Raw genomic sequence first — 15,374 nt, forward strand, 5'->3', positions numbered from 1 at the left:
CGGCCGCCTCGGTCAGGCTGAACCCCGCCGCGACGGCCTCCACGGCGAGCTCCCTGGTCTCCAACGGGTACATGCGGACTCCAATCCGGACACCGGAGTGTCCAACTTTTTGTCCGCACCCCCCTTCCGTGGCGAAAAATCACCGAAATCGGAAAGAAGGGGGTCCGCGCCCTCCCCGCCCGTCGGGAAAACGCCTGGTCCCGGAGCTCCCCTTCCGGCCGCGTCGGACCGCGGCGCGAGAGTCGCGGCGCCGTTCTTCCGATTTCGGTGATTTTTTGCCACAAACGGCTCCTCCCCCTGCCAAGCCAGCGTTGGCGCGAACCCGTACTCGGCGGGCCCGAGCCGGTCCTCCCTCCGGTCGGGCGCCGCGGAGGGCCCTTTCGCCCAACGGACAGGGCTATCCGAGGCGTCGGCAGAACCTCCCGAGGCGCCGGAGCGCATCGAGCGCGGCGATCCGGCCCGGCTTGCGCCAATCCTGGTCTGACGAAGAGCCGCGTTTCTCGTGCCGAGCTACCGATGGCATGCGCCCGGCTGCCTCCGTCCAGCCCTGTCGAGCGCATGGCGAAGGGCGGGGATGCCGTCGCGTTGCGGGGCGCGTGGGCTCGGAAGCGGTGGAAAACCAAACCGGAAGCAAACAATCGCTGCGTATAATGAGGGCGTTTGCGGAAAATCGATGCGGAAGGGGCGCGCGTGGCGCGTATTCTCATTGCGGAGGACGAAGCGGATCTGCTGGATGCGCTGGTGCAGCTTTTGGAGCACGAGGGGCACGAGGTGGAGGGCGCAGCAGACGGCGTGGACGCGCTCGCGCGCTTCGCGGCGCGGCCGTTCGACCTCGTGATGCTGGACGTGATGCTGCCGAAGATAGATGGGTTCGCGGTGTGCGAGGCCATCCGGCGGCAGTCGGCGGTGCCCCTCATCATCGTGACGGCGCTGTCGGACGAGGACGACCAGCTGCGCGGTTTCGGGCTTCTGGCCGACGACTACGTGACGAAGCCGTTCTCGCTGGGCGTGGTGCGCGAGCGCGTGCGGGCGCTGCTGCGACGCAGCGGGGGCGCGAGCGTCGGGGGAGCAGCGGGTTGCGGCGCGGGCGTCTGGTCGGGCGCTTCCGCAGGTTCCGCTGCTTCCGGTTCTGCCGCATCCGGTTCCGTCGCTTCCGATTTCGCCGCAGGTTCTTTCGCTTCCGACTCCGCCGCTCCCGCCGCCCTCGCCGACGACGCGCCGCGCATCCTCTCCGCGGGCGAGGTGGTGCTGAACGTGGACGAGCGCACGGCGCTCCTCGCAGGGCGCCCGGTGGAGCTCACGCGCAAGGAGTTCGATATCCTTGCGCTCATGATGGCGCGCAAAGGGCGGGTGTTCACGCGCGAGGCGCTGGTGGAGGCCGTGTGGGGGTACTCCTATGTGGGCGATGCGCGCATGGTGAACCTGCACGTGATGAACCTGCGGCGCAAACTAGGCGCCGGGGTGGTGGAGACGGTGCGGGGGGTGGGGTACCGCGTTGCGAAGGATGCGTGAGGCGGCGCGCCGGGCGTGGCGCGCGTTTTCGGGAAGCCTTTCGGCGAAGGTGTTCGCGGGGCTGTTCTGCCTGCTGTCGGCGGCCGGCTTGGCGCTGTACGCCGTGGTGGCGGCGGCGTTCCCGCAAAGCTACGACGCGGCGCTGGGCGTGCGCACGGACGCGCGCATCGCCGAGGTGGGCGCGGAGCTTGAGCGGCTGCCGCTCAGCGAGGGGGTGGAGTTCCTTTCGTCGTGGTGCGCGCAGACGGGCTTCGTCGCCACGCTCTCGACGGACGAGCGCTCGTGGACGTTCGGGAACGTGGGCGAGGCCACGAGCGAGGTGCTGGTGGCGCCCGCTGCGGAGGAGGACGATGGCGAGCCGCTGATCACGGCGGTGTCGGAGGTGTCGTTCGCCGACGGCGCGAGCGGGATGCTCGCCCTCATCGGCTCTCCAGCCGACGAGGCGTTTTTCGGCGAGGTGTTCCAAGGGCTGTTGCCGCCGGTGCTGCTGCTCATCGCGGCCGTGTCGGCGGCGGGCGCGTGGCTGGTGAGCCGGCTCGTGGCGCGGCCCATCGTGGAGGTGAGCGGCATCTCGCAACGCCTCGCCGCGCTGGACTTCACGTGGCGCTGCCCGGAGGGCCGCCGCGACGAGGTGGGCGCGCTCGGTCGGAATCTGAACGCGATGGCCGAGGACCTTGCCCGCGCGATGGAGGATCTTGAGCGGGCGAACGAACGGCTCACGCGCGAGATGGAGGCCGTGCGCGCGCTGGCGGGCGAGCGCAAGGCGTTCTTCGCGGCGGCGGGGCACGAGCTGAAGACGCCGCTTGCCGTCATGCGCGCGCAGGTGGAGGGCATGCAGCTGGGCATCGGCGACTTCGCCGACCACGGCAAGCACCTGCCGCGCGTGCTGGCGGCCGTCGAGCGCATGGAGGCGCTGGTGCGCGACATTCTGGAGGCGTCGCGCTTGGATGCGGCGGGCGAGGGGGCGGCGCTTGCGCGCGAGCCCGTGGACGTGGCCGCCGCCGTGCGCGCGGCCGTGGCCGAGGTGGAGCCCCTTGCGCGCGAGCGCGGCGTGACGTTCGAGGTGCGGGTGGAAGGGGAGGCGGAGGCGGCGGGCGGCGCGCTCGGCGTGGCGGCCGAGGGTGCTGCGCTGGCAGATGGGGATGCGTCTGCGGAAGGAGAGGCGTCCCCCCTCGCCGCGGCGCCCACCGCGCTGGCCGCGCCGGATCTGCTCGCGAAGGCGATCGGCATCGTGGTGGGCAACGCCGCCCTGCACGCCCCGGCGGGAAGCACGGCCGTCGTGCGCGTGGGGCGCGGCTCGCTTGCGGTGGAGAACCCCTGCGGGCCCCTCGCGCCGCAGGACGCCGCGGCGCTTTGCAACCCCTTCGCCCGCGCCGACGCCTCGCGCGCCGCCGCGACCGGCGGCACCGGCCTCGGCCTCTACCTCGCCAAGACCATCTGCGCCCTCCACGCGTTCCCCTTCGCCGTCACCGTCGAGGACGCCACGTTCCGCGTGGAGATGCTTTTCTGACCCTGCGCGCACGGTTCCGTGCCGCTTTCTTCTCGGTCGTCGGCCCCCGGCCTTTCCCGTTCCAAACCGAAACCAAACGCCGCGCTGACCGGAAGCTGACGGGCGGCTGGTTTACTGGGATGCGACATGCAAGGCGATGAGGAAGGAGGCGGGCATGTCGTTTGCGAAGCGGGCGGTGCTGTACGTGGCGCGCAAGCGCGGCAAGACGCTCACGCTGTTTCTGATCCTGCTCGTGATAGCCACCGCGGCGCTCTCGGGCATCGCGGTGCGCGAGGCGGTGGCGACGGCGCAGCTGAACGTGCGCGAGGCGTTGGGCGGCACGTTCACCCTGCAGCCGAATATGGACGACCCCTCGAAATGGGAGAGCCGCGAGGCGAGCGCGGGCGGCGTGGTGGCGGGCACTCAGCAGGTGTTCACCGGCGAGCGCATCACCAACGATCTGGGCGAGCGCATCATGGGCGAGGTGGACGGCATCAAGGGCTTCAACGCGTCGTGGTCCAACGCGGGCGTGCCGCAGACCTTGGACGGCGAGTTTTTGGAGCTGGTGGGCGACGGCGAGGGCGATCTGGCGGACGCGTTTCTGCAGAGCTACGGCGATTTCGGCAAGACCGTGTCGTTGACCGCCGCCACCGACACGCGCTTCGACGCCTATTTCGCGAAGGGCTATCTGGAGCTGATCGAGGGCGATCCGGTGAGGCACGATTCGGGCAACGGTGTGCTGGTGAGCGAGAAGTTCGCGGAGTTGAACGGGCTTTCCGTGGGCGATGCGTTCACGCTGAAGCAGTCGGACGTGTACGACAGCGCCGAGCTGAAGGATACGGACACCGTCACCGAGGTGCGCGTGCAGGGCATCTTCCGCGAGGTCGCGGAAAGCACGGCGGGTTTCAGCGGGTGGTCGGCCAGCAACACGATGTACTGCACCTACGACACGCTGACAAGCGTGCGCCCCACCCACAAGGAGGACGGGTTCGACCAGATCACCTTCCACGTGGACGACCCCGCCGATCTGGAGCGCATCGTGGCAGACGTCGAGGCGGGCTATAACGGGTCGGACGACTTCACGGTGAGCGCCGACAACGGCGAGGTGGAAAGCGTGACCGCGCCGCTCGAGAACATGGACCGGTTGGTTCTGTGGCTGGTCGCAGGCGTGCTCGTGTGCGGCGCGGCGGTGCTGGCGCTCGTGCTGACGGCGCGCGTGCGCGACCGCATGCACGAAAGCGGCGTGCTGCTCAGCCTGGGCGTGCCGCGCGGGCGCATCGTGGGGCAGTACCTCGTGGAGGCGTTTTTGGTGGCGGCGCTCGCGTTCGCGGTGTCCGTGCCGGTCAGCGCGGGCGTGGCCCAGGGGCTAGGCGACGGGCTGCTGGAGTACGCGAGCGAGCGCGGCGCGGAGGGCGGTGCGGGCTTAGGCGCGGGCGGCGCGGGGCGCGCGGGCGACGCGTCGGGCATGACGGTGGTGGACAGCTCGTCGTTCGGTCTGGACTTCGAGCCGAACACGAACCTGACCGACATCCGCGTGACGGTGGACGGGCGGTCGGCGGCCATCGCGTTCGGCGCGGGGTTCGCGCTCGTGGCGGCGGCGGTGGCGTGCTCCAGCGCGCCGCTTCTGCGCCGCACTCCCAAAGAGATACTTGGAAAGATGAGCTAGCGGAAGGGGTTCGGCATGGCGAATGCGAGGAAGGCGGCGGCGCGCGGGGCGGGCGCGGAGGGCGCTACGGTCGGGATGGGTGCTTCGGTTGGGATTGCGGCGGGCGAGGCGCGCGGGTCGGGCGCTTCGACCAGGGCTGAGGAGGGCGACTCGACCAGGGCTGCGGCGGGCGCTTCGACTGGGACTGCGGCGCGCCGGGCGGTCGGGACCGCAGCGGGCGACCTGCGCGCGGAGGCGGCGCGGGCCGGCACGGCCGAGGCGGTGGTGGCGGCCGCGATATGCGCGACGGCAAGCGCGCTGGAGGAGCCGCCCATCATCGAGGTGGACCGCGTGCATTACTCCTACGGCAGCAAGGAGGCGCGCACGAAGCGCAGCGTGCTGAAGGGTGCCACGGCGGGTTTTCGGCGCGCCACGATGTACGCCGTAGTGGGCGCGTCGGGCTGCGGCAAGTCCACGCTGCTGTCGCTTCTGGGCGGGCTCGATGTGCCCAAGCAGGGGGAGGTGCGCTTCGCGGGCGAGGCGCTTGCCGCGGCGGGGCTGGCCGAGCATCGGCGGCGCAACGTGTCGTTCGTGTTCCAGAGCTACAACCTCATCGACTACCTCACGGCGGCGGAGAACGTGTCGCTGGCGACGAAGCTCTCCCCGCTGCCGCTGCTCGAGAAGGTGGGCATCGGCCCCGACGAGGCGGGCCGCAACGTGCTTGCGCTCTCGGGCGGCCAGCAGCAGCGCGTAGCCGTGGCGCGGGCGCTTGCCAGCGAGGCTCCGGTGGTGCTGGCCGACGAGCCCACGGGCAACCTCGACGAGGACACGGCAGAGGGCATCGCGGACATCCTGCGCGACACCGCCCACCGCATGGGCAAGTGCGTCATCTGTGTCACCCACTCCCCGGCGCTGGCCCGCAAGGCCGACCGCACCTTCCGCCTCGCCAAAGGCAAGCTGGTGGGGGATTGAGGGCGCCCCGCGCTCGCGGTGCCTTATTATGACGGATGAGACGATTTGCCGTTCTGGGCGAGGAGGTGCGCGATGGCGTTGGGGTCCAAGGAGGAGTGCGGCGGGGGTTCGGGCAGCGCCGCGGGCGCGGGCGGCGATGGCGGTGCTGCGGGTGCGGATGCGCGCGGCGGTGCGCCGCAGGGCAGCGGGCTCATCGAGATGGACGAGACGTTCTACGAGCGCGTGTACGTGCAGGTGCGGAAGGTACCTGCGGGCTCGGTATGCACGTACGGCGACATCGCGGCGCTGGCGGGGTATCCGGGAGCCGCGCGCGAGGTGGGGCTGGCGATGAGCCGCGTGCAGCGCGCGTGGAACCTGCCGTGCCACCGCATCGTGAACGCCAAGGGCACCCTCGCCCCCTCCTACGCGTTCGGCGGCAAGGATCGCCAGCGCGCCCTCTTGGAAGCCGAGGGCGTGCCGTTCCTCGATTCCGACACCATAGACATGCCCCGCGCCCGCTGGCCCCGTCCCGAATCGCCAGAGCCTTCTCAACAACAACTCGATCTGGGGATCTGAAGTTTCTCGATAGGGCGTTTTTCCTCTTGAAAAGCAAACATAAGTTCGTTATACTGCCTCTTGTGGTTGGGGGATCTCTAACCGCCGTTTCCTTCGGCGGGACAGCCTTTTCGCAACGGTGAGGGAAGGGGTGTCCGCAATGTGGCTTCATCGCGGTTCGGCGGTTTGCAAATACTATTTAAAGGTAGTAAACTCTTTCGAGGAGGCATGAAGCGATGGAAATCCGCTTCTACACGCTTCCGAGCGGAGGATGCCCTGTCGAGGACTACCTTGACGGCTTGGATGCACGGGCGCGGGATAAGACGCTGCGCTCCGTCATGCTGTTGAGGGAATACGGGCCGCTGCTACGCGAGCCCGATTCCAAGCATTTGGAGGACGGCATCTTCGAGCTGCGCACGGCGGTCGGTGGGTATGCGGGGCGGGTGCTGTACTTCTTCCGCGATGGCGGTACGGCGGTGCTGACGCATGGATTCGCCAAGAGAGGCCGCAAGACTCCGCGGCGGGAGATCGAGCGCGCCAAGCGCTATCGAAGCGATGACCTTGGCCGAGAAGGGTTTGCATGAAGGAGGGGGCCGTCATGGCCGACGATCTTGATAGGTACTTGGAGAAGCAGCTCGCCGATCCCGGCTTCCGCGCCATGTGGGACGAGGGCGAGGCGGAGTACCAGGCGCGGCGGGCGGTGATCGACGCCCGCATCGCCGCCGATATGACGCAGACGCAGCTGGCAAAAGCATCGGGAGTGGACCAGCGCGTGATAAGCCGAATCGAGACGGGCGGCACGAACGCGACCGTCCGCACCCTCGGCCGCATAGCCCAAGGACTGGGCAAACGATTGGAGATCCGCTTCGTGTAGGCGCGCTGTCCGTTCTCAAGGGAGCAGGTGGGAGAGGTTTCTTGCCCCATAGAGGAACCTGCGGACTTCCATGATGTTGTCGAACGCCACGTAGAAAACGAGGTAGTTCCCCACTGCGAATCAGTAATAGGGAAGGGGGCGGGAGCGGGTCGTTTTGTAGATCGCGGCGGCGGTTGGCGCCTCCGCGTGGTCGAGGATGGCCTTTTCCACTTGGTCGAGCAGCCGCGTCGCCGCAGCGGGATTTTGCAGGGTGTCGGCTATGCAGCTGACGGCGGCATTGAGGTCGTCCCAGAAGAGCGGAAGGTAGTGCAGCTCACATCGCTGCGGCTGCGGGTTCATCGCGCAATCCCCTTCGGATGGAGCTGAACACCTCGTCGTGCGTGTAGCGCTGGGAGGTGGTGGCCGCTTGGCGGTCGGCGGCGTCGAGCGCGTCCTCCACCGTGCCGCTCAAGCGCTCGAACTGATCAATGCTCATGACGACCATCGAGCCGTATCCGTTTTTCGTGAGGAACACCGGCCCCTTCTCGGCCACGTCGCGCTCTATCTCCGCATAGCGGTTGCGCAAGTCGGAAACGGGTCTGATATTCATAAGCATCTCTTTCGGTCAAAATTTTATCATGATGGAGGGCGCGGCAGTAAGTGCAACATGGTTCCCACCGATGCTATCATGGAACCGCATGTCGAACGTCAAGCAGTCCGCTTGCGGCGGCACGATTTAGACGGAAAGGGGGGTCATGCGGAACCATTACGGGAGTTTGTGTACGGAGATGTACGAGGCGCTGCATCCTGCGGCGCCTGAGGACGAGCTGGGGTTCTATCTTTCGTACGCGCGGCGCGGGCAGCGGATCTTCGAGCCTTTGTGCGGCAGCGGGCGGTTCCTCGTCCCGTTCTTGGAGCGGGGGTTCGACGTGGGCGGGATGGACTCGTCTGAGGAGATGCTGGCGAAGCTGAAGGAGAAGGCACCCGATGCGCAGGTGGTCTGCGCCACCGTGGAGGAATGGCAGCCCGCCGCGGGGAAATTCGACTACCTTTTCATCACGTCCGGCTCGCTGTCGCTGTTCACGGACGCGGATGCGTGCCGAGCCGTGCTGCGCAAGGTGCGCGGCGCCTTGCGCACGGGCGGCGTGTTCGCGTTCGCGGTGGACACGGTGGCGGCGCGCGAGCCCGACTCGGCGGGCTACGAGGTGGGAGCGTCCGTCAAGACGGCGGAGGGGCTCGACCTCATCTTGAAGAGCAAGTACCGCTACGACGAGGCGACGCGCACCCAGTTCTCGCCGGGCATTTACGAGCTCTACGACGGCGACCGGTTGCTGCGCAGCGAGCCGATGGACTTCCAGACGCACCTCTACGGCCCGGGCGAGATGAATCGCCTGTTGCGGGAGGTGGGTTTTTCGCAGGTGAAGGCGTACTCCTCTTTCGACAAGGCCCCCGCCGCCCCCGATGCGGCGCTCGAATCCGAAACTCTGCTCTACGAATGCACGGCCTAGCGGGGAGGCAACAGCAGACCCCCGCCGCCATAGCGCGGGCGCGGGCGGGCTGCCTCGTCAGAGGGAGCGTATGCGCGCGGCGGCGTCTTCTCGGATGAAGCGGGCGATCTCGTCTGCGGCTGCAAACCCCTCTTCGAGCAGCTCCCCGCGCGCTTTTTCCAAGGCGCGGGGAAACTCCTCCACTAGGTTTTCCAGCTGTTCGTCGGCCGCTTTCCCGGGTATACCCGCGCGCTGCGCCTCCTCGCGGATGGTGCCGCGCGTCACGTCGTCGATGCTCCTGCTGGGGCAGAGCGACACGCCCATGCTTCGGTCGAGCTGGGGGTACATCGTCGTGCAGGTGATGTCGTACAAAGGGGAGAGTTCCTTGGCGCTCCAGTCCGGCATCCACGTGAGCGAGTGGTTCTTCAGATGGTTGTCGCAGTTCCCGATGAGCCAGTCGAAGATCACCCGCGCGAAGAACATCATCTTGTCGCCGAAGGGGTTTCGCGCTTCGCGGGAGATGATCGCCGCGCCGAGGGCGAGGTAGTGCCCATCGGTGGGCTCGTACTTGAAAATCGGGTTGATCTTGGCTATTTGGCAGAAGTCCTCCTGATGAAGCCTATGGGGCACGGGCAAGCCGTCCACAAGCGCCGCGTCGCGGGGGATCGCGCGGTCGAATCGCTCGACGACGAGCAGCGGATTCGCCTTTTCGATGGGAAGGAGGCGGCAGTTCGCGATGTCGAAGCCGCAGTTCTTCGCGGTTTTCATGCACAGCGCCTCGTTGATGGTTTGGTGGGGAAGCGCGCCGCTTGCGGCTTTCACGATGTGGGTGGAGGGTGCCGATCCCGCCGGGGCGAACCAGTTTTCGCCGTCCGACCGCCCTTGGCGGTAGAGGCCGATCTTCGCTTGCGCCCCCGCGAGGGAAAGCCTCGATGACATGCTCATGGCGAACGCCGCTTGCTGCGGTTGGCGCGCGAACTCCGCGAGGCTTTCCGACGGATAGGGAAGGTACGAGCGCGCCGTCTCGGCGCTGCCGTCGTCGCTGCGGAAGATCAGCGCGCCCGCCGATTCGTTGTTGAGGCGCGCCAGCAGGGCGTCGAACGCGGCTGGATCGGAGTGCGCCGCAGCGGCGAGGCTCCGCCGCAGCGAGCCCTCGGGGAGCAGTCCGTCGAAGAACGCCCTTGTGGTGGCGGGAGGGAAAGGGGCGCTTCGCAGGGGCAGTACCGCCGAAATGGGCGCGGCGTCGCCCTCTGCGAGATAGCTCTCATCGTACGAGAAAACGACGGAGCCCTCCGCTTGCTTGAGGCATCCGACGAGCTGGCAGGTTCCTTGGAATTCACGGAGCACTTCGAGACGGGCGGGCATGGTCGCTCCTTGCTGTTTTGCGGTATCGATGCGGAAGGGTGCGCGTGGCGGGCCGAAGGTCAGCCGCGCGCGGAGAGGATGACGTCGATGCCGAGGCCGGTGGCGTAGTCCAGCATCTTTTGCAAACCGACGGTGGCGCGTCCCCTCTCCATCTCGCCTATCAGGCGCGGGCTGCAGCCCATCAGGGTCGCAACCTGCTCTTGGGTGTAGCCGAGGCTCTTTCGGCGGCCGCGCAGGACCGCCCCGACCTCTTTCGCGTCGAATACGCGCTCGCTTCCCGATGCCATGCGCTGCTTCCTCTCAAAATCTTCCCTATACGTAAGAATGTAAGAAGCATAGCAAAAATCTTCCCTTTAGGGAAGATTTTGGAGCGGATCGGCATGTTCTCCAGGGACGCCTTTGAAAAAAGAAGAGAGGGGCCGTTGCGTCCGCCGTTGCCCCGGCGCGCCCCGCCCGCCCCGCCGGCCTTGGGGGCACGGCGGGGCGGGCGGGGGTTAGAGGCTCCAGCCGAGGCTTTGCTGCTGGAGGCTCCAGAGGCGGGCGTAGAGGCCCTTGGCGGCCAGCAACTCGTCGTGGGTGCCCTGCTCGGCCACCGCGCCCGCGTCCAACACGACGATCTTGTGGGCACCGGCCACGGTGCGCAGCCGGTGCGCTATCACGAGGACGGTCTTGCCGCGGGCGAGCGCCCCGATGGCCTCCTGCACCAGCGTCTCGTTCTCGGGGTCGAGTGCGCTCGTGGCCTCGTCGAGCAGCACCACGGGCGCGTCCTTCAAAAGCGCGCGGGCGATGGAGAGCCGTTGTCGCTCGCCGCCGGAGAGCGCGGCGCCGTTCTCGCCGAGCGGCGTGTCGAAGCCCTGCGGCAGCCGCTCGACGAACTCCAGGCAGTGCGCGGCCCGCGCCGCCTCGCGCACCTCCTCGTCGGTGGCGTCGGCCCGCCCGATGCGGATGTTCTCGGCCACCGTGTCGTCGAACAGCACCACGTCCTGAAACACGATCGCCATGTGGGAGAGCCATGATTCCTCGGAGAATCCCCTGATGTCCGCGCCGCCCGCGCGCACAGCGCCCTCCTGCGGGTCCCAGAAGCGCGCGGCCAGCTTGGCGCAGGTGGACTTCCCGCTGCCGGACAGGCCCACCAAAGCGGTGACCTGCCCCTCCTCGGCCGTGAAGCTCACCTCGCGCAGCACGGGCCTTTCGCCGTAGCCGAACGTCACGCGGTCGAATTCGATGCGGTGGCTTTCCACCGCAGCCTCTTTTCGGCCGGTGCTTTCCGGCTCGGCCATGACGGCCTGGATGCGCGCCGTCTTGGTGGAGAGGTTCAGCAGGTTCGGCAGCTGCGGCGCGATGGACACGATGGGGCCGTACACGCGCGAGACGATGAGCAGGAACATGAGCAGCGTGGTGAAGCTGAGGGCCCCGCCCGTGAGCAGATGCACGCCCGCGAACACCACGAGCCCGATGCCCGCGCGCAGCACGGTGTTGGCCGAGGACACGCTCACGTCCACCGCCAGCTCCACCTTGAACGCGATGCGCTTCAGCGCCTCGAGCGCGCCCGCCAGCCCCTTGGCGGCCGGGCCCACCATGCGGCACGCCCGGATGTCCTTGATGCCCTCCACGTACTCCTGCACCTGCGCCAGCGCCTCGAGCCGCGCGGCGTTCTGCCGCTCGAACAGCCGCCGCTCGCGGGCGCGCCCGCCCAGCACGATGCCGAACGCGAGCGGCAGCGTGACGACGACGCACAGCGCCAGCCGCCAGTCGAAGAGCGCCAGCAGCGCGCATACGATGACGGTGGAGGCGCACCCGGCGATGAGCTGCGGCAGCGTGCTGGAGAGCATGCTCTCCAGGCCGGTGACGTCGCCCATGATGCTTTCGGCCACGTCGGAGACGCCGCGGCGGTTGAAGAAGCTCATGGGCAGCTTGCGCAGGTGGTCGGCGAGGTCGAGGCGCACGCGTTCGGACTGCGTGTAGGCCGAGAGGTAGGTTTTGCGGTAGTCGTGCCGCGCGGCCAGAAACACCGCGACGAGCCCCACGGCCCCTGCCCCGCAAAGCCACCAAAGCGCGTTCGCGTCGAGGGGCCGGCCGGTGAGCGCATCCAGGATGCAGCCGAAGGCCGCCACGGTGACGACAAAAGGGATCATGAGGGAGAGGTTCGTGACGGTGCAAGCCAGAGCCGACCCCTTCAAGTCGCGGTACGCGTCGTCGGTCAGCCCGAACGAGCGCTGGATGAGCGGTTTGTCAGCCATGCTGCCTCGCCTCCTTCGGGGTCGCGCCAACCGCAGGGGCTGCGCCGCCGCCCTCGTTTCCTATCTGCCAGCTCACCGCTTGCGTGTAGCGCCGCCACATGCGGCGGTAGGGGCCCTCTTTTGCCAGCAGCTCCTCGTGCGTGCCCTGCTGCGCCACGCGGCCGCCGTCCATGACGATGATCTGCCGCGCGCCCACCACGGTGGACAGGCGGTGCGCGATCATGACGACGGTCTTGCCGCGCATGAGCCGCGCGAGCGCCTGCTGGATGAGATGCTCGTTCTCGGGGTCGGAGAACGCCGTGGCCTCGTCCAGCACCACGATGGGCGCGTCGGCCACGATGGCGCGCGCGATGGAGATGCGCTGGCGCTCGCCGCCGGAGAGGTGGACGCCCTCCGCGCCGATCATGGTGTCGTAGCCCTGCGGCAGCGCGCGGATGAAGCCGTCGGCCTGGGCGGCGCGCGCGGCGGCCTCCACCTCCTCGCGCGTGGCGCCCGCCCGGCCGCGCGCGATGTTGGCCGCGATGCTCTCCCTGAACAGATGAACGTCTTGGAACACGAGGCTCATCTGCGCCATGAGGTCGTCGGGGGCCATGCGGCGCACGTCCGCGCCGCCGATGCGCACGCTGCCCGCGTCCACGTCCCAGAAGCGCGCGATGAGGTGCGCGATGGTGGACTTGCCCGATCCGCTGGCGCCCACGATGGCGCAGGTGGTGCGCGCGGGGATGCGGAAGGACACGTCGTCGAGCGCAAGCGGCGCCCCTTGCGCGCCGCCGCCCTCCGCCGCATCCGCTCCGGCCGCCGCCCCCGTATCCACCTTCTGCGTGCGGTAGGAGAAGCTCACATGGTCGAACTCGATGCCGCTATCGCGCGGCTGCTCGCGGTCAGGGGCGTCCGGCACGGGCAGGGCGGGCACGTCCAGCACCGCATCGACGCGGTCGATGTTGGACTGCGCGATCATCATGTCCTCCGACACGTAGAGGATCTTGTTGAACACCGCCGCCACCGACGGCACGAACAGGAGGTAGAAGATGAACGACAGCGCGAACGCGGGCCAGTCGGACGCGCCGGGCGCGAGCAGGATGCCCACGGGCAGGATGAACAGGTAGGCGTTGTTCAGGATGGCCGTGAACGCGGGCAGGGAGTTCTGGAAGAACAGCGTCACGTCGAGCGAGAGCCCCGTGCAGTCCTTCACGGCGTCGGCCAGCCGCGCGAACGAGCTGGCCGTGCGCCCGTACGCCTTCACCACCGCCATGCCGCGCACGTACTCCACGGCGGCGTTGCCCATGCGCTCCTTCGCCTCTTGGTAGCGGCCCATCGTCTGCATGATGCGCTTGTTCGCGTATCCGGCGAACTGCGCCGCCATCGCCACGACGACGGCGGCGATGGCGGCCAGCCCGAAGCGCCAGTCGAACACGAACAGCAGCACGAGCAGCACCGCGGGCGCGGCGGCGGTGGAGGCGAGGTCGGGCAGGGAATGGGCGATGAACGTTTCGATGCCGCTCACGCCCTCGTCCATGATCTTCGACAGCCGCCCGCTGCCGAGGCGCGCGATGTGCCCCAAGGGGATGCGCCCCAGATGCTCGGCGATGCCGAGCTTCAGGCGGTACTGCGTATCGAACGCCGCGGCGTGCGAGCAGAGGAGCGCTGCCAAGTACAGCCCCACGTCGGCTGCCACGCCCGCGATGGCCAGCAGCCCGCAGCCCGCCAGCGCGCCCGCGTCGAGCGCGGCGAGGTCGGGATAGGCGGCCACCACGTCGGCGATGACGAAGTAGATGGCGACGAAGGGGACGAACGACGCGGCGGCCGACAACGCCGCCAGCAGCAGGGATGCGACGACGAGCCCCCGCCGCGCCCCCGCGAACGAAAGGCAGTGGGCAAGGGTGCCCGGCCGCTTGGCTCTCTCTTCCATCAGAGGATCCCCGCTTTCTCGAAGTGCCTCTTCAGCACGGCGCGGCCCAGCAGCGCGCCCGCGATGCCGCCCGCGAACGTGATCGCGGCGATGAGGGCGAACACCTCCGGCGTGACGGTGGACAGCAACGCGTTTTGAAACGACGGGTCGATGCTGTTCGACCCCATGAGGCTTCTGTAGTAGTCCGGCATGGCGAACATGGGCGCGAACAGGCCCGCCGCCCATGCCGTCTCGAAGAGCGCGTAGCCCACCGCGATGCCGGCGAAGCGCCCGTAGCCCGCGATGGCGCGCGCCGCCTCCGATAGCAGCGCGCCCGCGACGAGGCCGAGCGCTACCGGCCAGCCGCTGCCCATCACGAATATGAGGAGGGCGAACACAGCGCCCATGATGAGCGACGTGCTGAAGCGCGGGATGCGCACGTGCAGGTAGGCCCACACGACGCCGGCGGGGATGGCCGCCAGCGCGCACGCGCCCAGATAGACGATCAGGCTGATGGAGGCGATGCTCACCACGAGCATGCTCACGATGATGAACAGCAGCGAGAACACGCCGATGGCGATGAGGTCCTTCGAGGAGAGGGGCCTCCTCTTCCGCTCCATCGATCCTTCTTCCCGCTGCCCTTGCCGCGTTTTCCGTGCCATGAGGCTTCCTTTCCTTCGAGGGTTTTGCGATGGTCCGGGGCCTACCGCCCCGGTTCGAGCCTGACGATGCGGTGGCATGCGCAAGCCAGAAACTCGGTGTCGTGGGACACGACGGCCACCGCGCGCCCGTCCCGCGCCAGCTCGCGCATGAGGCGGGCGAGGCGGCGCATGCCGGCGTGGTCGAGGCCGCTCGTGGGTTCGTCGAACAGCAGCACGTCGGCGGGAGAGAGGGCCGCCATCGCACACACCACGCGCTGCTTCTGGCCGCCCGAGAGCGTGGCGGGGTGGCGGTCGGCCACGTCCGCGAGGTCGAAGCGGGCCAGCAGCTCGTCGATGCGCGCCGTGTCGGCGGCGTCGGGGGCGCGGGGCGCGCAGGACAGCTCCGCGCGCACGCTTTCGCGGAACAGCTGGTAGTCGGGGTCCTGCATGACGAGGAACGCGCGGTTGGCGCGGCGGCGGGGCGGCACCACCTCCCCCGCGAAGCGCACGTGACCCATGCGCTCGCACTTCAGACCGCAGAGGCACGACAGAAGCGTGCTTTTCCCCGCGCCGTTCGGCCCCGTGATCCCCGTCACCGACCCCGCGTCGAACGCCATCGTGCAGCCGTCCAGCACGGCCCGGCCGCGTTCGTATTCCGCCACGAGCCCGCGGGCCTCGCAAGCGGGCGCGGCCGACGCGCGGGCGGCGAGGCGCGCCTCCAGCTCGGGCAGGGCGGGCGGGTGCGGCG

The 15,374-nt window shown here is 68.8% G+C and carries 16 protein-coding genes; 8 read left to right on the forward strand and 8 right to left on the reverse strand.

Annotated features, from left to right (window positions below; translation table 11 throughout):
- Positions 1-690: 690 nt before the first annotated feature.
- The 7 genes from C2L80_RS11040 (at position 691) to C2L80_RS11070 (ending at position 7,026) form a co-directional block, all read left to right on the forward strand.
- Positions 691-1,512 (forward strand): response regulator transcription factor, encoded by an 822-nt coding sequence (locus C2L80_RS11040; RefSeq protein WP_169999067.1) that lies wholly within the window; start codon positions 691-693, stop codon positions 1,510-1,512.
- A complete protein-coding gene (locus tag C2L80_RS11045; RefSeq protein ID WP_103263214.1) occupies positions 1,505-3,022 on the forward strand; it encodes a sensor histidine kinase in 1,518 nt (505 codons plus the stop codon). The genes C2L80_RS11040 and C2L80_RS11045 overlap by 8 nt, the downstream gene beginning before the upstream one ends.
- Before the next feature lie 154 nt (positions 3,023-3,176).
- The gene (locus C2L80_RS11050) at positions 3,177-4,667 is read left to right on the forward strand and encodes an ABC transporter permease (RefSeq protein ID WP_157941073.1); all 1,491 of its coding nucleotides are present in this window, start codon (positions 3,177-3,179) and stop codon (positions 4,665-4,667) included.
- A 15-nt stretch (positions 4,668-4,682) separates the two neighbouring features.
- Entirely contained in the window at positions 4,683-5,618 is a 936-nt protein-coding gene (locus C2L80_RS11055) for an ABC transporter ATP-binding protein (RefSeq protein ID WP_239938934.1), read from the forward strand.
- Between the two features lie 72 nt (positions 5,619-5,690).
- Positions 5,691-6,173, forward strand: a complete 483-nt coding sequence (locus tag C2L80_RS11060) for an MGMT family protein (RefSeq protein WP_239938936.1) — start codon at positions 5,691-5,693, stop codon at positions 6,171-6,173.
- A gap of 215 nt (positions 6,174-6,388) precedes the next feature.
- Positions 6,389-6,736 carry a type II toxin-antitoxin system RelE/ParE family toxin gene (locus tag C2L80_RS11065; RefSeq protein WP_087196994.1) on the forward strand — a complete coding sequence of 116 codons (348 nt, stop codon included), beginning with the start codon at positions 6,389-6,391 and terminating at the stop codon, positions 6,734-6,736.
- Positions 6,733-7,026, forward strand: coding sequence for a helix-turn-helix transcriptional regulator (locus C2L80_RS11070; protein WP_087196996.1), 294 nt, complete (start codon positions 6,733-6,735; stop codon positions 7,024-7,026). Before C2L80_RS11065 ends, C2L80_RS11070 begins: the two co-directional genes overlap by 4 nt.
- A 120-nt stretch (positions 7,027-7,146) precedes the next feature.
- Here the strand turns inward: C2L80_RS11070 and C2L80_RS11075 are convergent, their stop codons facing one another.
- Positions 7,147-7,365, reverse strand: a complete 219-nt coding sequence (locus C2L80_RS11075; protein ID WP_239938938.1) for a hypothetical protein — start codon at positions 7,363-7,365, stop codon at positions 7,147-7,149.
- Positions 7,340-7,615: a type II toxin-antitoxin system prevent-host-death family antitoxin gene (locus tag C2L80_RS11080; protein ID WP_087196998.1), complete on the reverse strand. Its 276-nt coding sequence runs from the start codon at positions 7,613-7,615 to the stop codon at positions 7,340-7,342. Before C2L80_RS11080 ends, C2L80_RS11075 begins: the two co-directional genes overlap by 26 nt.
- Positions 7,616-7,760: 145 nt before the next feature.
- Here C2L80_RS11080 and C2L80_RS11085 point away from each other — a divergent pair, with 145 nt between their 5' ends.
- Positions 7,761-8,513 carry a class I SAM-dependent methyltransferase gene (locus C2L80_RS11085; RefSeq protein WP_087197000.1) on the forward strand — a complete coding sequence of 251 codons (753 nt, stop codon included), beginning with the start codon at positions 7,761-7,763 and terminating at the stop codon, positions 8,511-8,513.
- 57 nt (positions 8,514-8,570) lie between these two features.
- Here C2L80_RS11085 and C2L80_RS11090 read toward each other — a convergent pair whose 3' ends face one another.
- The 6 genes from C2L80_RS11090 to C2L80_RS11115 form a co-directional block, all read right to left on the reverse strand.
- Positions 8,571-9,857 (reverse strand): HipA domain-containing protein, encoded by a 1,287-nt coding sequence (locus C2L80_RS11090; RefSeq protein WP_087197002.1) that lies wholly within the window; start codon positions 9,855-9,857, stop codon positions 8,571-8,573.
- Between the two features lie 59 nt (positions 9,858-9,916).
- Positions 9,917-10,144, reverse strand: a complete 228-nt coding sequence (locus tag C2L80_RS11095) for a helix-turn-helix domain-containing protein (RefSeq protein WP_087197004.1) — start codon at positions 10,142-10,144, stop codon at positions 9,917-9,919.
- A 207-nt stretch (positions 10,145-10,351) separates the two neighbouring features.
- Positions 10,352-12,097 carry an ABC transporter ATP-binding protein gene (locus C2L80_RS14430; RefSeq protein WP_087197006.1) on the reverse strand — a complete coding sequence of 582 codons (1,746 nt, stop codon included), beginning with the start codon at positions 12,095-12,097 and terminating at the stop codon, positions 10,352-10,354.
- Entirely contained in the window at positions 12,090-14,006 is a 1,917-nt protein-coding gene (locus tag C2L80_RS14435; protein WP_193602637.1) for an ABC transporter ATP-binding protein, read from the reverse strand. Before C2L80_RS14435 ends, C2L80_RS14430 begins: the two co-directional genes overlap by 8 nt.
- Positions 14,006-14,647, reverse strand: coding sequence for an MptD family putative ECF transporter S component (locus C2L80_RS11110; protein WP_193602638.1), 642 nt, complete (start codon positions 14,645-14,647; stop codon positions 14,006-14,008). The genes C2L80_RS14435 and C2L80_RS11110 overlap by 1 nt, the downstream gene beginning before the upstream one ends.
- Before the next feature lie 41 nt (positions 14,648-14,688).
- On the reverse strand, positions 14,689-15,374 hold a 686-nt coding region (locus C2L80_RS11115; protein WP_129589950.1), incomplete at its 5' end, for an ATP-binding cassette domain-containing protein.

Origin of the sequence: Rubneribacter badeniensis, assembly GCF_002899695.1 — a bacterium.
Taxonomy (GTDB): domain Bacteria; phylum Actinomycetota; class Coriobacteriia; order Coriobacteriales; family Eggerthellaceae; genus Rubneribacter; species Rubneribacter badeniensis.